Below are 17,174 nucleotides of genomic sequence, written 5' to 3'. Positions count from 1 at the left end.
AACCTAAGTATAGCATAAACAATGACAACTTTCAACTACTAATAATTTAACCTAATACCAACACTTAAATCCTGATATTCCTTAGAATAGAAGTTAGTTCCAATTTCTGTATTAATGTCCAAAGATAAGGCAAGGGTCTGCTCTTTTATATATTCAAACCACGTATTTATTGCTTCCTTAATTTTCTCTTCTTCTGTTTTGATTATTACTCTGATTCTATCTGATATATGAAAATCAGCTTGTTTTCTGGTTTCTTGAATGAGCCTCACGACATCTCTCGCTAACCCTTCTAGAATTAATTCATCATTTAGTTCAGTATTTAGAATGACAACTCCTTTGTTGTTATCAAACACAGCAGAATATCCACTATTTGCTTTTAACAATAGTTCATATTCGCCTTTTTCTATGATGTAATTTTCTGACTCATTACCTAAAAAAACTTGCTCATTTTCAACTTGCTTCCATTTTCCCTCTTTGACATATTGAACTAGTTTCTTAATTTTATCTGGTATTCTCTTTCCAAGCAGCGGAAAACTTAGCTTTAACTCTAGTGATGCAATATCTTCAAGTCTGTTTACTAACTCCAGTTTTTTTACATTTACCTCATCTTTTATCATCTCTTGATATTCATTCATGCTTGGTGTCATTCCAGCACTTTTTTCTTTCTGGATCCCAGTGTCAGCTACTCGGATGACAGGAGAGAACTCTGGGATGACAGAAAACGGCTCACCTTCAAGAAAACTACAGGAAGACTGATGATAAATGATCATACTGCCAAGTGGCTGTCTGATACGTATGTTAAAAGTGTTTCTAATAGAGAGTGCAGAGTTGCATATCTCTCTCACCAAATCCATCTTGGCAATGAGCTGACTATCAAACTTCTCTAATTGTGGAAAATTAGCCAAATGAACAGATGTTTCTTCATACTTAAGCCCTTGCCATATATTCTCTGTTATAAGTGGCAACAAAGGAGCTGCAGCTCTTAGTATGTAATAAAAAACCGTATATAGAACATTATAAGCATCAGTTTTATCCTGATCCAAATCACTTTTCCAAAAACGCTCGCGACTGCGACGAATATACCAATTATTTAGCACTTCAAAAAAGTTCATTAAAATTTTGCAAGCCTCTTGGGAGTTATAGTTGTTCATAGAAGCTTGGATACCTTCTACAGCTTCAAAACACTTGGAAATCATGTAACGATCAATAGTGCTTTGATAATCCTTACAAACTTCAGCTTTAATCCCATCTGCATTTGCATACATGGTAAAAAAGTGATAGCTATTCCAAATAGGTTTTATTACGTTTTTCAGAACATCTCGTATTGAGTTTCCTTCTTTATCGAGTAGCAAATTACCACCACAAACAATAGATCCAGAAAGCATAAGAAAACGCAGTGCATCAGAACCGTATCTATCAAAAACCTCCATTGGATCTGCATAGTTATTCAAACGTTTGGACAATTTTTGCCCTTTTACATCCAAAACAACACCGTGGCATATGCAGTTCTTAAATGGTTCCCTATCAAACAAAGCAGTGGACAATACAAAGAGCGTATAAAACCACCCCCTGGTTTGCGCTATGTATTCAGTGATAAAATCCGCAGATTCAAACCACTCCTTATTTTCAAACGGATAGTGGATTTGCGCAAATGGCATCGAGCCAGATTCAAACCAGCAGTCAAACACGTCAGGTACACGGCGCATAACTGATTTTCCTGTTGGATCATCAGGATTTGGTCTTGTTAAAGTATCGATAAATGGTCTGTGCAAGTCGTCTATTTTAACATTAAAATCTCTCTCCAGTTCTTCTATTGAACCATATACATCTACTCTTGGATATCTCGCATCATCTGATTTCCATACAGGGATTGGCGTACCCCAGAATCGATTGCGTGAAATTGACCAGTCGTGTGCCCCTTCAAGCCATTTTCCAAATTGACCATCTCTAATGTGGTTTGGTATCCAATTAACTCTCTTATTTAGCTCTACCATTCTGCTTTTGAATTTTGTAACTGCAACATACCAAGAAGGCATAGTGCGATAGATCAAAGGAGTGTCAGTTCTCCAGCAGTGTGGATAATTGTGAATATATTGCTCAGTTTTAAACCAATTCCCTTGCTCTTTTAATTTTTTTATTACTGTATCATTGGTATCAAAAACATGAACCCCTGCCAAATCTGAAACTTCAGCAGTAAATTTTCCACTGTTATCAATTGGACAAATAACTGGAATATCATGGCTTTGGCAAAGGTAAAAATCTTCCTCACCAAATCCAGGAGCAGTATGCACAACGCCAGTACCATCTTCTTCTGTCACATAATCAGCGATGAAAACGCGGAATGCATTTTTCGTATCTTTAAAGTAATCAAATAGTGGTTTATAAGGAAGACCTGCAAGATCATTCGCTTTAAGTTTTATATTGCAGTTTTCATATGGAATATTGTTTTGTTCAGAGTGGCTGATAAATTTCTCTAGGTAGCTTTCAGCAAAAATATAAATTTCACTGTTCACTGAACTCCTTTCATTAACTTCTGTCATCCCAGTGCTTCGACACTGGGATCCAGAAATAGATTCCAGCGTCACGCGCTGGAATGACATCAAGGAGTGAACTGAAACTGCACAATACTCAATATCTTTCCCTATCGCCAAAGCCAAGTTGCTCGGCAACGTCCAAGGAGTTGTAGTCCAAGCAAGTAATTTACACTTTCGTTTAACACTTTTAAATTGCTGTGGGTTTTCTAAAAGCTCAAATGCAACAGTTACAGCTTTGCTAACTTTTTCTCTATACGCGTTATCAAGCCTTGTTTCGAAATTAGATAATGGAGTTTCGCATGCCCAGCTATATGGTACAACGCGCATTGATTCATACACCAGACCCTTATCATAAAGCTGCTTGAATGCCCACATGACCGACTCCATGAATGATTTATCCATAGTCTTATAGTCATTGTGAAAGTCTACCCACCTTGCTTGCCTATTTACATACTTCTCCCACTCTGATGAAAATTTCATCACAGAAGTACGGCAATGATCGTTAAATTTATCAATACCAAACTTCTCTACCTCAGTTCTGCCAGATATTCCAAGTTCCTTTTCTGCTCCCATCTCAGCCGGTAATCCATGGCAATCCCAGCCAAATCTACGTTCAACCCTTTTTTGAAGCATAGTTTGATATCTTGCAAATGCGTCTTTGATGAAACCAGTGAGTAAATGTCCATAATGCGGAAGTCCATTTGCAAACGGAGGCCCATCGTAAAAGACAAAACAATTATCCTTGGAACGTTCTTCAACTGACCGCTCAAAAACTTTGTTTTCCTGCCAAAATTTTATGATTTCCTTTTCTAACGATGAAAAATCAGGACTACTTACTGTATCAGGATAATGCTTTGACTTCATGTTCGCTATGTAAAACTAAAGAATATAGGGCTTTCTGAAAAATTACAAATTCAAAAATATTTCCGTAGCTCACACCCCAACAAACTATTCTGCCGAGCTTCCAATACCTTTTTTTAAGTTTTACTTGCAGTTTTTATTGTTTTACTTAACATTAACCCAAGCTTTAGGGGTATTTTATGGATCAGAAGACAGATAAGTTTCCACAATTTTTAAAAATGTTGTGCTTTGTTGAAATGTGGGAACGTTTCTCTTACTATGGAATGAGGGCACTTTTGGTCCTATTTTTGACTTCTCACTTAGGTTTCACTGATGAGAGGGCCTTTACTATTTACTCATTATTTGCTGCAACAGGTTATGCTATACCAATACTTGGAGGTTTTTTAGCTGATAAGTTGATGGGATTCCGCAACATGGTGTTGCTTGGAGGGATAGTGATGATAGCAGGTCATGCTTGCATGTCATTGGTTAAGTTTGAACCAGGTTTATTATATTTAGGTTTATCTCTAATAGCCATAGGTACTGGTATGTTTAAAGGGAACGTAACTAACTTACTTAGTTCATGCTATGGCAAAGACGATCCTGAACGTAGCAGAGGCTTTACTTTATTTTACGTAGGTGTGAATATTGGAGCAATATTGGCTTCTATTTCATGTGGTTATGTAGCCCACTTGTTTGGCTGGCACTACGGCTTTGGTTTAGCTGGTATTGGGATGTCTATAGGGCTAATCTTTTTTCTCAAATTTCAGAATCTTTTAGGAGATAGCGGCCTTTCTCCTTATCCAGAGCTTATGAATAAGCGCATATTAGGGATTAAAATTTTTGGTATAGTATTGATAGGAAGCTTTTTGTCATCATCAATAATTGCTAAAATGCTTATACATAGTGAATTTTTTACTAATATGCTCATATTTATTGGAATAACAGCTCTGGGCATATTTATTTATATAATATCTAAATTATCAGCAGAACAAAGACGAAAATTAGTGGCATTATCTATTCTTGTGGTATTTTTCTTGTGTTTTTTTGCTTTAGAAATGCAGCTTGGCTCTTTGGTTAACTTATTCACCGAAAGAAACGTTATTAACAATGTATTAGGTATAACAATCCCAGCTTCAGTTTCTCAAGCCATAAATCCTTTGTCAATTATAATATTTGGCTTTCTTTTTGGAACATACATGAAGTTTAAGCAAAAATATGCAACTTCCATGTTTACCCTTGGCCTTCTGACAATGGCTATGTGTTTTTTCACACTGTACATAGGATGTTTAAACTCTAACATTGAAGGTAAAGTAGAATACTTATATTTAATAATTGCTATCTCCTTTATGGGACTGGGAGAATTATGTATTGCTCCATTAGTCCAAGAACAAGCAACTACACTAGCCCCCAAAAACCTTAGAGGAGTAGTGATGGGTATAGTAATGCTGTCATTAGCGTTTTCTAACCTAGCCGGAGTTGCAATATCAAAATTTATGTCAGTTCCTTCAGTAAATGGTAAAATAAATTATTTAGAATCTTTAGAAATATATAAAGAGGGTTTTTTAAAGGTGGGAATATTTAATTTAATGCTCGTTATTGTATTTTTATTCTTCTTCAATTTTATACATAAAGTTGTTACTAACTCATCTTGTACAAAAAATTGATATAGGTAAGCTCAAATTTGTAGGTTTAAGGTACCCGTTCAGCAGAGGTAGCAATTAAACTTTGTAACTTTTGAAAAAGATTATGATTGCATTTTTTCAATACTCTTTGCTTAAGATTTATATTTAACGCTGCTTAAAATCAGTGAAATGCACACCCCAGCAAACTACTCTGCCGAGCTTCCAACACTTTCACATTTACTATTTTGTCCCTGTATTTATCTTCAGAATCATCAATGCACACTGATTGCATATATGGGCTTTTACCAATAATTTGGTTTTGGTGTTTACCTTTTTTATCGCTAAATAGAACAGGTATAGTTTTACCTACCATACTCTGGTTAAACTCAAGTTGTTGCTTACTAATTAATTTCTGTAAACGAAGAAGGCGCTCTGTTTTAACCTCTTCTGGTACTTGATCTTTTCTTTCCGCTCCCGGTGTGCCTGGTCTTGGGCTGTATTTAAAACTATAAGCCTGAGCATATCTAACTTTTTCTACTAATTTCATAGTTTCTTCAAAATCTTTTTCGGTTTCTCCAGGAAAACCAACAATAAAATCAGAAGAAAATTCGATTTCAGGTTTCAATTTGCGAAATCTGTCTATTATTTCCAAATACTCCTCTGCAGTGTGTTTCCTGTTCATCGCGTGCAATATTTTATTCGAACCAGACTGCACAGGCAGGTGAACAAACGGCATGAGCTTTGGCTCTTCCGCATGTGCCAAGTAGAGAGATTCATGCATATCTCTTGGATGAGAAGTTGTATAACGAATCCTCTCTAGCTTTTCAATTTTAGCAATATGACTAATTAATTTTCCTAAATCCCACACTTCCCCTTCGCACTCCCCATGGTAAGCATTGACGTTCTGACCAAGCAAATTGATCTCATTTGCCCCATTTGCAACTAATTTCAATGCTTCACGAAATATTTCATTCACTGGCCGTGAATACTCAGCTCCACGAGTATAGGGCACTACACAAAACGTACAAAATTTATCACAACCCTCTTGTATGGCAAGAAACGCAGAAGACCCCTGGCTATTGCCATAGCATTCATCTGGCAATTTATCAAACTTTGCAACTTCAGGAAAATCAGTGTTTATTACATGACCTTTACTTCTGCTTGCTTTGACTATCAGCTCCGGTAAGGTAGCGATACTCTGCGGACCAACAACAATATCAACAAAAGGAGCCCTTCTGAACACTTCTTCTCCCTCTGCTTGCGCTACACACCCAGCCACCACTATAGTCATTTCTTTTCGTAACGAATGAATCTTCCCAAGCTCTGAGTAAAGTTTTTCTGCTGCCTTCTCTCTAATGTGACAAGTATTCAGTATCACTAAATCGGCTTTCCCTGCATCACTAACAACGTTGAACCCCAAAGGTTTAATTACATTTTCCATTAAAACGGAGTCATAAACGTTCATCTGACAGCCGTAAGTTTTAATATATAGGCCTTTCATATTTGGTATGTCTTTTTCAAAATTTCTTCACCCTACACGTAAATGTCTAACAGACCAGCGCGTGACGCTAGTGAACTTGCTAGCACAATAGATTTTGACAAAATTATACGAAAAACTGGATCTCAGTGTCAAGCACTTGGATGACAAGTTCTCGGCAACCCCTACGTCATACCATCACGGTATCTCTAGATCCCGCTAACAAGTAGCGGGATGACGGTTGTCAGGGTGTCATGAAAGTAGCTAACACTGGCTTCCATCCAAGAGGGCAGTGCCCTCTTCTTGTCATCCCAGTGCTTGACACTGGGATCCAGGAAAAAGAATGGTGTCATCCGAGTAGCTTGACACTGGCATCCAGGAAACTTAATTGCAAGTAATGCATTGAGTTTGGTGAGTATGGGTTTTGCGTTATAGAATGAAGCACTTTTGGTGAATTTGTAAAGAAAGCTGGATCCCAGTGTCAAGCACTGGAATGACAAGAAAGGGAGCACTGGAATTTTTATTTCAGTATTGTACATTAGCCATGCATCTGAACAGATACGAGCTTTCTGCTTTTTTTGGGTAAGGTCAGTCAAAAAGGTTTTACAACAACCATAATAACTATAACTATTATCAATACTGTAACTGCTTCATTTAAAACGCGAAAATAAATATGTGACTTCTTATTCGAACCCATTGCAAAATTTTTCCTATATTTTGCAAGTAGCATATGAATAATTAACATCAAAAGTATTGCAAATGCTTTTACATGAAACCATCCTTCACGATATGCTTCCCTAATAACCATTAGTGTAATTCCAAGACCAAGTGAGAAAAGCATTGCAGGGTTTATGATATATCTAAGTAGCCTCTTTTCCATTGTTTGAAGCAAGCTATCATTTTCCGATCCCGGTTTTACAGTTGCATGGTAGACATAAAGCCTGGGTAAATAAAGCATACCTGCCATCCACATGATAACAGAGATAACGTGAAAAGCCTCAAGCCAGTGGTAATAGTTCATTAGCAAAAATTTAAAATTCCTGGTATTGTGTTAGTTTAATGAAAAAGAAATCGATATGAAAGCAGAAAATTTCACTAAAGAACAGATAATTGGATTCTACAGGAAAATGCTACTCATACGCAGATTTGAGGAAAAAGCAGGACAATTATATGGGATGGGATTAATAGGCGGGTTCTGTCACCTATCAATAGGACAAGAAGCAGTTGCAGTTGGAACTCAAGCTGCATCAAAATTAGGTGACGCTTTTATCACAAGTTATAGAGACCATGGCTTAATGCTCGCATGTGATTCTGATCCAAATGTTGTAATGGCAGAGCTTACCGGCAAAGAAACAGGATGCTCGAAAGGTAAAGGTGGTTCGATGCACGTATTTGACGTTGAAAAAAAATTCTTCGGCGGGCATGGAATAGTGGGAGCACAAGTTCCAATTGGCACAGGAATAGCATTTGCTAATAAATATAAGAAAAAAGATAATGTGGTATTTACATATTTTGGCGACGGTGCTGCAAATCAAGGACAAGTATATGAATCGTTTAATATGGCATCTTTGTGGGAGTTGCCTGTGGTTTACATCATAGAAAATAATGAATACGCAATGGGAACCTCCGTGCAAAGGTCAACTTTAGTAACAGAGTTATATAAAAGAGGAGAAAGTTTTGGTATTCCTGGAAAACAAGTTGATGGAATGGATTTTTTCTCTGTTTATGAGGCTACAAGCGAAGCAGCGGAACACACACGCAGCGGAAAAGGGCCTATCCTGCTTGAAATGAAGACATATCGATATCGCGGTCACTCAATGTCAGATCCTGCTACTTATCGCTTAAAAGAAGAAGTTGAAGATATGAAGCAAAATCATGACCCTATAAGCACTTTAAAGAAATACATGACAGATAATAAAATGGCTTCAGAAGAAGAGTGCAAAGTAATTGATAAGGAAATACGTGATTTAGTAAAAAAGTCGGAAGATTTTGCCAAAAATAGTAAAGAACCAAGCGTTGATGAGCTGTATACTGATGTTTATAAATTTGTTAGCTAATTTTTTTATCCAGAACTGTACAAACATTGTATAGTAAACGATGTCATCCAAATAGCTCCTTCTCCCGTCATCCAAGTGCCCTCCTTTTTTTGTCATCCCAGTGCTCTGACTACTTGGATCCAGCTGAGTTGGTGAGTATAAAAGTATAGCTAACGCAAGCTCTACGTCATGCCGCCGCGAACCGTCATACCGCGATTCATTCGCGGTATCTCTAGATCCCGCTAACAAGCAGCGGGATGACGGTTGTCAGGCTAGCTGTCATCTCAGTAGTCTCCTTCTCCTGTCATCCGAGTAGCTGACACTGGTTCCTTTATGACGGCAGTAACCCCTTCGGTGTCATTCCAGTGCTTGACACTGGAATGACACCAATAATTGACATTTCACTAGATATTCATTATAAATAATGGAATGCTACAAAGTATAAAAACCATATTAATAGAAGACGATAACGTTAGGCTGGATAGGTACATCAGAAGAATCTTTCCTGATCTAAAGCAATCTGTAATTGAAAAATCTTTAAGGAAAGGATTAATCAAAGTTGATGATTGCAAAGCAAAGTCCAGTGATAGAGTAAATTCTGGGCAAACTATAACGCTGAAGCACTTGAATTATATTGAAAACGCTAATTCTGATCGCAAATATAATGAAAAGTTAGTGAATCTACTAAGAGAGAACATATTATATGAAGACGAATATATACTAGCTATAAACAAACCCGCAGGGGTCATCGTTCAAGGTGGCGTAAAAGTAAAGATTAGCATGAGTGATTTGCTTGACCAAATAAGAGAGGGAGAAACATTTAAAATTGTCCATAGGCTAGATAGAGATACGAGTGGAGTGATAATATTCGCACGCAACGCTAATGTTGCCAGATACCTTATGGAAGAATTTAAAGGACGAAGAGTAAAAAAAACTTATTTAGCATTAACTTCTGGCATACCGAGCAAGGATAGTGGAACAATAGACTATCCATTGGTGAAAAAATATGTTTCAGGTCAAGAAAAAGTGGTCGTTGATGAAAATTCACCTCAGAATGCCACTACGCATTTTTCAATTATAGCAAAATCCAAACACAATGTTGCTTATTTAAAATTACAACCAATTACCGGCAGAACCCATCAGTTACGTGCACATTTAGCTCATATAAATTGCCCTATTCTTGGTGACGGTAAATATGGTGGTAAAAAAGCTTTTATTGATGGGATAGCAAATAAAATTCACCTTCATTCGCATTCTTTATCTTTAAAACTGCCAAACAATAAAGAAATCACTATCACCGCTCCTATCACTAAACACATCGAAAAATCCATTGAAGCGCTATTTTTCGACTGAAACGATTTCACCAATCAACTTTTCTGTCTTTGGCTTTAATTTGAAGCACAGATATTAGGCTAATTAATGTGCAGGCAGTAAGATAAATGCCTGCTGCAAGTTTTGTTTCGGTTTTTTCTATAAGCCACATGCATATGTATGGAGAAAGGCCACCAAAAATTCCTGCAGATATATTATTTGCTAAGCTTACGCCAGTGCATCTTACTTTTGTTGGAAACAGTTCACAAATAACAGAACCATATATTCCAAAAGATGCACCTACTGGTATAGTAATCAATAAGTAAGTTATTATTACGACATAGTGGTTAACGGAAGATAATAATGGTAATACACATGTACCAATCAGAGATAGCATAATCAGTACAGGAATCATTACGCGTTTTCTTCCAACTTTATCAGATAAAATTGCAAAAAGTACCGCAGATGCTGCAAATACAACCTGTATTACTATCCTCATTAAATCTTTAACACTAATAGATAAAATAACTAGCTCTTTTATTGATATATTATAAAACATTATTGCTGCGTAGACAATTGCATTCTGAGCAATTCCCAGATTGATTGAAATAATAAGCGGTCTTTTATAGTTTCTTACTAGTTCTAACAATGGTGAATGTGCTAAATTATTAGCGTACTTATTAGTTTTATATGCTAAGCTTTCTTTTAATATGTACCTAGTTAAAAAACCTATTGTCCCCAAAAAAAAGCAAAAATAAAAAAGCAACTTCCATCCCCATATTTCATAGTTCTCACCTGTAACTCTTTTGCAGATAAATATCATTGTTATGCATAAGAGCGTTCCAAGGGCTCCGCTAAAGGGCTTCATACTTCCTAAGAAACCTAGATTTTTTTTATCTTTTGAATGCTCTATCGTAAATGCTGTATTAATGCTTGTTTCACCTCCTGCAGTTATTCCTTGCACTATTCTACAAAACACAAGCAATACAGGTGAAAGCAACCCTATTTCTTTATACCCAGGTATAATTCCCATAATTGTGGATGATATTGAAATTAATATTACTGAAGTAAGTAAAGTCTTTCTTCTGCCATACTTATCTCCCATATAACCAAAAATTACTGCACCAATTGGTCTAAACGCAAAACCAATTGCAAAAACACCAAGGAATTTGAGTGTACTCAAATAATGATCTTCTGATGGGAAAAAAACGTTGATGATTGTATCTGTTAATACTCCAAAAAGAGTGAGTTCATACCACACAATCATGTTACAGATCATGCCCGATAGTATTGCTTTTCGGATATTATTCATGGTCTTTCAATTTAACATAACCTAATATATCATTAACCGGTGCTCCTTGCTATAAAATTTTTCATTCAATAACCTTCAAGGATAATTCACGTAAATGCTTATCCTCCACCTTGGAAGGAGCACCCATTAGAACATCTTCACCTTGCTGGTTCATAGGAAAACAGATTACTTCACGAATATTTGGCTCATCAGCAAGCAGCATAACTATTCTATCAACTCCTGGTGCTATTCCACCATGAGGAGGAACACCAAATCTGAATGCACGTACAAGTGCACCGAATCTTGTATCAACTTCTCCCCGGCTATAACCTGCAATGGCAAAAGCTTTATACATGATATCCAGTTTGTTATTACGAATCGCCCCACTTGACAGTTCTATTCCATTGCAAACAAGATCATATTGGTAAGCAAGGATATCCAGTGGATTTTTGTCCTCTAAATCTTTCAGACCACCGTGTGGCATGGAGAATGGGTTATGAAAGAAATCTATTTTTTTACTTTTATCGTCATATACAAAATATGGAAAATCAATGATCCAACAAAACTTGAAGATATTATCATCTATAAGACTGAGTTCTGACCCTAAAAGAGTGCGTACTTTTCCTGCAATGTTTGCCGCCTCATTCTCTTTGTCAGAAGCAAAAAATACACTATCTCCTGGCTCTATGTTTGTTGCTTCTCTTATGTGGTTTAGCCTATTTTCATCAAGAAATTTAGCAATTGGGCCTTTCGCAGTTCCATCTTTATCAAACGTTATATATCCAAGACCCTTAGCACCGAATTCTTTTTGCGCATGTTCTATCTTTTTATCAAAGAAGCTGCGTGGTTCCTCTGCTGTTTTAGGTGCAGGGATGGCTCTCACTACCATACCACGCTCAATATTGCTTTTGAAAATATTGAACCCTGAATCACGAAAAATTTCTGTAACATCGCTGATTAATAGTGGATTACGCAAATCTGGCTTGTCAGAACCATACTTAAGCATTGCCTCTTTGTATGTAATGCGTGGAAAATCTTTATCGACAGACTTGCGAGAAAATTTGGCGAACACTTTATATAAAGCAGATTCAATAACGTCAAATATGTCCTCTTGAGTCACAAAAGACATTTCAAGATCTAGCTGATAAAACTCTCCCGGAGAACGGTCAGCCCTTGCGTCTTCATCACGAAAACATGGTGCAATTTGGAAATATTTATCAAACCCTGAAACCATGAGCAACTGTTTGAAAATCTGCGGAGCTTGTGGCAATGCATAGAACTTGCCAGGATTTAGCCTGCTTGGCACTAGGTAGTCGCGTGCTCCTTCAGGAGAGGAAGCAGTGAGTATTGGAGTTTGAATCTCTAAAAATCCTCGCTCTATCATGAGCTTGCGGAGCTCTGCAATAATTTGTGAGCGCAAAATAATATTGTTGCGGACTTTTTCACGTCTTAAGTCAAGAAATCGATATTTAAATCTCATGTTTTCTGGGTATTCTTGCTCGCCGGTAATGCTTGCCAATATACTTCTTTCTTCTTTTGCTATTTCTTCATCAAAGTGGAACTCAACTTCCGACTCAACGCGCAAATTGTTGACTATCACCTCGATTTCTCCGGTAGAAATAGAGCTGTTTACCGTATCTTCAGTTCTAGCTTCAACTATTCCTGTAACAGTAATTACACTCTCCAATTTTAAATTTGATATCTCATCAAAAAAGTCTTTGTCATTATTAAATACTAGCTGAGTGATTCCGTAGAAGTCCCTTAAATCAACAAAAATTAGGTTACCATGGTCGCGCTTACGATATAACCATCCAGAAAGGGTAACTTCCTTTTCTACGTCGTTCTTCCTCAGTTCATTGCACGTATGAGTTTTATAGCAGTTCATATTTGTTTTACTTCTAAATTCTTTAAGAAGTATAGAAATAAACCTTATTACATACAAGCCCGTTCGTCAGATATTTGCGCAATTTTCGAAATAGAGCAGTACTGCTTTTATATTGTCTTTACCCGCAAAAAAATTGCACAATTTCTATAATTATGGTATAATAGCAAGGGTATTTTTAATGAATTAGATACAGGAAATGCCACTTACACAGATCATATTATATAGCGTAACATTACTTGCTGTAGCTGCAGTATTTCTCTTTTTGAGAAAAATATACAAAAATCGCATTAGAAAAATCATATTTCCTAGAAAAGTTTTTAAAGAAGAGTGGGAAGAAGACAGAAAATTCAATGAATTATATCAAAAAAATAAGCAAAAAGAGTTGCTGAAACAACAAGAAACGCTACGCGAGAAACAAAAAGATGTGCAAGTTTATAAAGAAGATCCAGAAATAGTTGACATAGCAAAACCGGTAGGTAAATGGACAAAGATGGTTATGATGGGTAATGGTTTAATGCAGCGTTTTGCACAATTGATACATAGAGAAGGCGGACAGAAAGGATTTTGGGAGCTGTTTGTAAAAGCTCAGGCTTCAACTCAAGGTAAACATAAGGGAAAGGGCAGATAATCCATGCTTGAATGTGAAAATTTATCCTGCACTCGTAATAATAAGGTACTATTTAAGAATCTCAGTTTTAAAGCTGAGCTAAAATCAAAGATTCTAATCACTGGTCCAAATGGTAGTGGTAAAACCAGCTTAATTAGAAGTTTATCTGGACTTTTACCGCCGGTATCAGGCAATATAAGGCACTGCGGAAAAGATATATATGATGATCCAAAATCCTATATATCTTCTATGGTCTATATAGGCCATAAGAATGCCTGTAAAGATAGCTTAACTGTTGCTCAAAACGTAGAATTCTGGGCAGGAATACGAAATACTAGAGAATTGATTGTGGCAGCTATTTGTTGCTTGCAGTTGCAACCTGTACTTAATATTAGATATGGCGAACTTTCTGCAGGCTGGAAAAGGAGAGTTGCGCTTGCTCGCCTCTTGATTTCTAATGCAAACGTTTGGCTGATAGATGAACCATTTTGTAATCTTGATAGTGCAACGTGTGAATTAGTGCTGAACTTAATCTCAATACGCTCTGAGCAAAATGGTATAGTAATTATTACAGGGCATAGCTCTACAGAGCAATTGTGTGATTTTACAACGATTGATATACGCGATTTCAATAGACTTCTTGCATAGTTTTTGGCAGCACGTTAACAACCATTAGAAACGAAAAAACTTCCTTGACAAACTCCGCCAGCCTCCTTATCATGAAACTGAAGCTATTTATTTATCTTCTCTGTACAGATTAAATGACAAAAAAACTCACGTATCTGGCGTCTCATGTTTAATTTTTTGCACTATGTGCACTCTATGTCTTTATCAAATTTCTAGGTTTTTACCTATACAAGCTGAAATACGCTTATAAAGCATTTAAAACATCAAAAAACGCCAACTTAAAAAATGGATAGTGAATAATTAGCTACCCTAGGGTTTCTTTTGCCTTTTTTTCTGTTTAGTAAATTTCTTAAACATTTATGACTAAAGGTTAGTTGCATTAAAAAGCAGCTAAATCGCGGTTATTAAGCGTTTAGAATAAAAAAACGCCATACTTGAAAGTATAATGTAAGTAATTAGCCAACCACGGGGCTTCTTTTGCCTTTTTTTTTATTTGGTAAATTCCTTAATGTTTATGGCTAAACGACAACCGTCATCCCGCTGCTTGTTAGCGGCTAAGGGATACCGCGAAGGGATACTGCGAATGAATCGCGGTATGACGGTTAATTATTCTGCGGCGGTATGACGTAGAGCTCGCGTTAGCTATACTTTTATACTCACCAACTCAGTATCCAATCTGGATCCAAGTAGTCAGCTACTTGGATGACACCCTGTTGAGGCTGCGCTTACACATTCCACTTTCTATGCTCACCAAACAAATTTGCTTATTCGCAGCAAAATTTTCTGGATCCAAGTATTCAGCTACTCGGATGATATCTTTGTGTTTGAAGCAAAACCAGCTATAACATTTCTTCGCAAACAAATGTTCGTACAGTTGTGCGCGTGATGCTGGAATCTAGACAACAATTAGATCCTATTGTCAAGCAATAAGCTACATGTGCTATTTATTTAGTAGATTAAATATGAAGTTTAAAACTCTGCTATTGACTTCCTGTAGAACTAGTGAAAACCAAACTTGCTTAAAACCACTTAATTAGTTATAGTTATAAGTTTAGGTACAGCAAAATGACAGCTTTTGTCCCCTTGATTATTTTTTTAATCTTGTATCTTGGAAGTGGTGCTTATTTTTCTTTTATCGGAACTGATAATCCACTTCATCAGGTTTCACCAGTAATCTGCTTATTACCAGCACTATTTTTTGCTGTCTCACGTGGTACAAATAAAATTCAGCATAACATCGATACTGTTATCAAGGGCATGGGTGACAAAAACACCCTTACTATGTGTTTAATTTTTTTATTTTCTGGAGCATTTTCTGCGGTGACTCAATCAATCGGTAGCGCAGACACTGTTGCTAATTTAATTCTTAATTTCCTTCCAGCAAGATTACTGCTGCCTGGAGTATTTTTGGCTTCTGCTTTTATTTCAACTGCAATTGGCACATCTATGGGAGTTGTTGCGCTGATGGTACCTATAGCTGTTAATCTGGCAAAAAGTGGAGCTTTTGGTCTCGAAATAGGAACTGCAACTGTAGTAGGTGGTGCCGTGTTTGGCGATAACCTTTCGATGATATCTGATACCACCATTGCATCTGTTTCTTCACAGGAAGCTTCAGCAAAAGATAAACTTAAAATGAACTCTAAAGTTGCACTTATTGCCAGCATTATAACACTCATCTACCTAGCAGTTGCCTCAAATAGTACAAAAATTATTTCTATATCAAATTTAGATTATTATTCTATAATAAAAATTATTCCTTACATTTCTTTAATGATCATGGGGCTGCTTGAAGTCGCCACTTTAGTAACAATAACTATAAACATAATTATTGCTGGTGTGCTAGGAATAACTTTTTTTGACTATGCTATCATTCAATTTCCTCATGACGTGTATGACGGTTTCAAAAAAGTAAACGAAATAGTGATATTTGCTCTATTTATCGGTGGATTGAGCCATATAATGTACAAGCAAGGTCAAAAAGCGTTGCATAAACTCATCGATGAAAGCAATATCACAAAAACTAAAGCTGAATTTGTGATAGCAGGAATTGCGTCTATGTTTACTACCTTAGTTGCCAATAATACCATTGCTATTTTACTAAGTGGTGGCATTGCAAAAAGGCTTGCACAAAAACACAGTATTGCGCCACATCGCAGCGCATACTTATTAGATGTTTTTGCTTGTGCTACAAAAGGTATCTTACCTTATGGTTCCCAACTATTGCTAGCAGGTAGCATCGCCTCTGTATCACCTATTTCTTTATTAACACAGGTATATTATTGCTTTATTCTAGCGGCAGTTACAATAGGCGAAATAATCATCAACAGCAGAAAAGAGAAACATTGTGCGGCTGCAACTTAGAGTTTCTCTTTTTTTACCCATAAGGAACGGAATTACTTGACACCCTTCGCCAACCCCCTTATTATGATGTGTAGTACAATGATACAAATTAAGAATTCCCCCATCCTGTGCTGGTTCTTCGATCTGAAATCCTACTTCTACCTGATCACAACCAATGTTAATTTGTCCTATTAATGCTTTAATAATGCCGCGCTTAGTTTGCCAATCTAGCTGTTCCAGGTTCGATTTTACACTAGAATAAAAATTCTTTATGCTATTTATAATAAGACTTATTCCTTTTTCTACTGCCTTCTGATCAACTACCTTTTTTTTCTCTTCTTCTATCCCTTGTAAGCGTTCTTTCATTTTTCTCATTGTCTGTTTAAATTCTTCCTCGCTTATATATCCTTTCTCTCCTGCATTTTCTTGACTATAATAATCTTCCATTAATTTTTCGATACCTTCTTTTATTTGATTTTCTCTTCTTGCAAACTTTTTCTCTGATGATTCATCATTTTTATTTTCTAATACTCTACGTTGGTATTCCTTTTTTATCATCTCTGGGTTTTTTAGTACATCTTTCACCTTTTCCCATACTGAC

Annotated in this window: 12 protein-coding genes; 6 read left to right on the top strand and 6 right to left on the bottom strand. The window is 36.5% G+C overall.

Translation table 11 applies throughout. The annotated features are described in order from the left end of the window. Positions 1-38: 38 nt before the first annotated feature. On the bottom strand, positions 39-3,398 hold the full coding sequence (ileS, locus tag AAGD59_RS03975) for an isoleucine--tRNA ligase (RefSeq protein ID WP_141457155.1): 3,360 nt from the start codon (positions 3,396-3,398) through the stop codon (positions 39-41). A gap of 176 nt (positions 3,399-3,574) precedes the next feature. Here ileS and AAGD59_RS03970 point away from each other — a divergent pair, with 176 nt between their 5' ends. Further along, positions 3,575-5,041 (top strand): peptide MFS transporter, encoded by a 1,467-nt coding sequence (locus AAGD59_RS03970; RefSeq protein ID WP_007548626.1) that lies wholly within the window; start codon positions 3,575-3,577, stop codon positions 5,039-5,041. Positions 5,042-5,180: 139 nt separating this feature from the next. On the opposite strand, the gene miaB is transcribed toward AAGD59_RS03970, so the two are convergent. Further along, positions 5,181-6,500 (bottom strand): tRNA (N6-isopentenyl adenosine(37)-C2)-methylthiotransferase MiaB, encoded by a 1,320-nt coding sequence (miaB, locus tag AAGD59_RS03965; protein WP_010962578.1) that lies wholly within the window; start codon positions 6,498-6,500, stop codon positions 5,181-5,183. 568 nt (positions 6,501-7,068) lie between these two features. Then, positions 7,069-7,497, bottom strand: coding sequence for a protoporphyrinogen oxidase HemJ (gene hemJ / locus AAGD59_RS03960; protein WP_010082641.1), 429 nt, complete (start codon positions 7,495-7,497; stop codon positions 7,069-7,071). A gap of 55 nt (positions 7,498-7,552) precedes the next feature. Between hemJ and pdhA the strand changes: the two genes are divergently transcribed. Next, positions 7,553-8,533: a pyruvate dehydrogenase (acetyl-transferring) E1 component subunit alpha gene (gene pdhA, locus AAGD59_RS03955; RefSeq protein WP_006279887.1), complete on the top strand. Its 981-nt coding sequence runs from the start codon at positions 7,553-7,555 to the stop codon at positions 8,531-8,533. A 408-nt stretch (positions 8,534-8,941) separates the two neighbouring features. Beyond that, complete coding sequence (locus tag AAGD59_RS03950; RefSeq protein WP_006279888.1) at positions 8,942-9,865, top strand: RluA family pseudouridine synthase; 924 nt, start codon at positions 8,942-8,944, stop codon at positions 9,863-9,865. Between the two features lie 7 nt (positions 9,866-9,872). On the opposite strand, the gene AAGD59_RS03945 is transcribed toward AAGD59_RS03950, so the two are convergent. Continuing rightward, a complete protein-coding gene (locus AAGD59_RS03945; protein WP_015589043.1) occupies positions 9,873-11,135 on the bottom strand; it encodes an MFS transporter in 1,263 nt (420 codons plus the stop codon). Positions 11,136-11,196: 61 nt separating this feature from the next. Further along, positions 11,197-12,999, bottom strand: coding sequence for an aspartate--tRNA ligase (gene aspS / locus AAGD59_RS03940; protein WP_015589044.1), 1,803 nt, complete (start codon positions 12,997-12,999; stop codon positions 11,197-11,199). Between the two features lie 196 nt (positions 13,000-13,195). On the opposite strand from aspS, the gene AAGD59_RS03935 reads away from it, so the two are divergent. The 3 genes from AAGD59_RS03935 (at position 13,196) to AAGD59_RS03925 (ending at position 16,594) form a co-directional block, all read left to right on the top strand. After that, positions 13,196-13,627: a hypothetical protein gene (locus tag AAGD59_RS03935; protein ID WP_006279891.1), complete on the top strand. Its 432-nt coding sequence runs from the start codon at positions 13,196-13,198 to the stop codon at positions 13,625-13,627. A gap of 3 nt (positions 13,628-13,630) precedes the next feature. Further along, positions 13,631-14,254 (top strand): heme ABC exporter ATP-binding protein CcmA, encoded by a 624-nt coding sequence (ccmA, locus tag AAGD59_RS03930; protein ID WP_015589045.1) that lies wholly within the window; start codon positions 13,631-13,633, stop codon positions 14,252-14,254. Between the two features lie 1,044 nt (positions 14,255-15,298). Further along, positions 15,299-16,594, top strand: a complete 1,296-nt coding sequence (locus AAGD59_RS03925; protein WP_341812875.1) for a Na+/H+ antiporter NhaC family protein — start codon at positions 15,299-15,301, stop codon at positions 16,592-16,594. Here AAGD59_RS03925 and AAGD59_RS03920 read toward each other — a convergent pair. After that, entirely contained in the window at positions 16,523-17,158 is a 636-nt protein-coding gene (locus AAGD59_RS03920; RefSeq protein WP_041573515.1) for a hypothetical protein, read from the bottom strand. The two genes, AAGD59_RS03925 and AAGD59_RS03920, sit on opposite strands and share 72 nt — an antisense overlap. Positions 17,159-17,174: the final 16 nt, after the last annotated feature.

Origin of the sequence: Wolbachia endosymbiont (group A) of Cephus spinipes (assembly GCF_964026895.1) — a bacterium.
Classification (GTDB): Bacteria; Pseudomonadota; Alphaproteobacteria; order Rickettsiales; family Anaplasmataceae; genus Wolbachia; species Wolbachia pipientis.
Note: the sequence above shows the minus strand (reverse complement) of the source record. Positions and strands in the feature narration are given on the sequence as shown.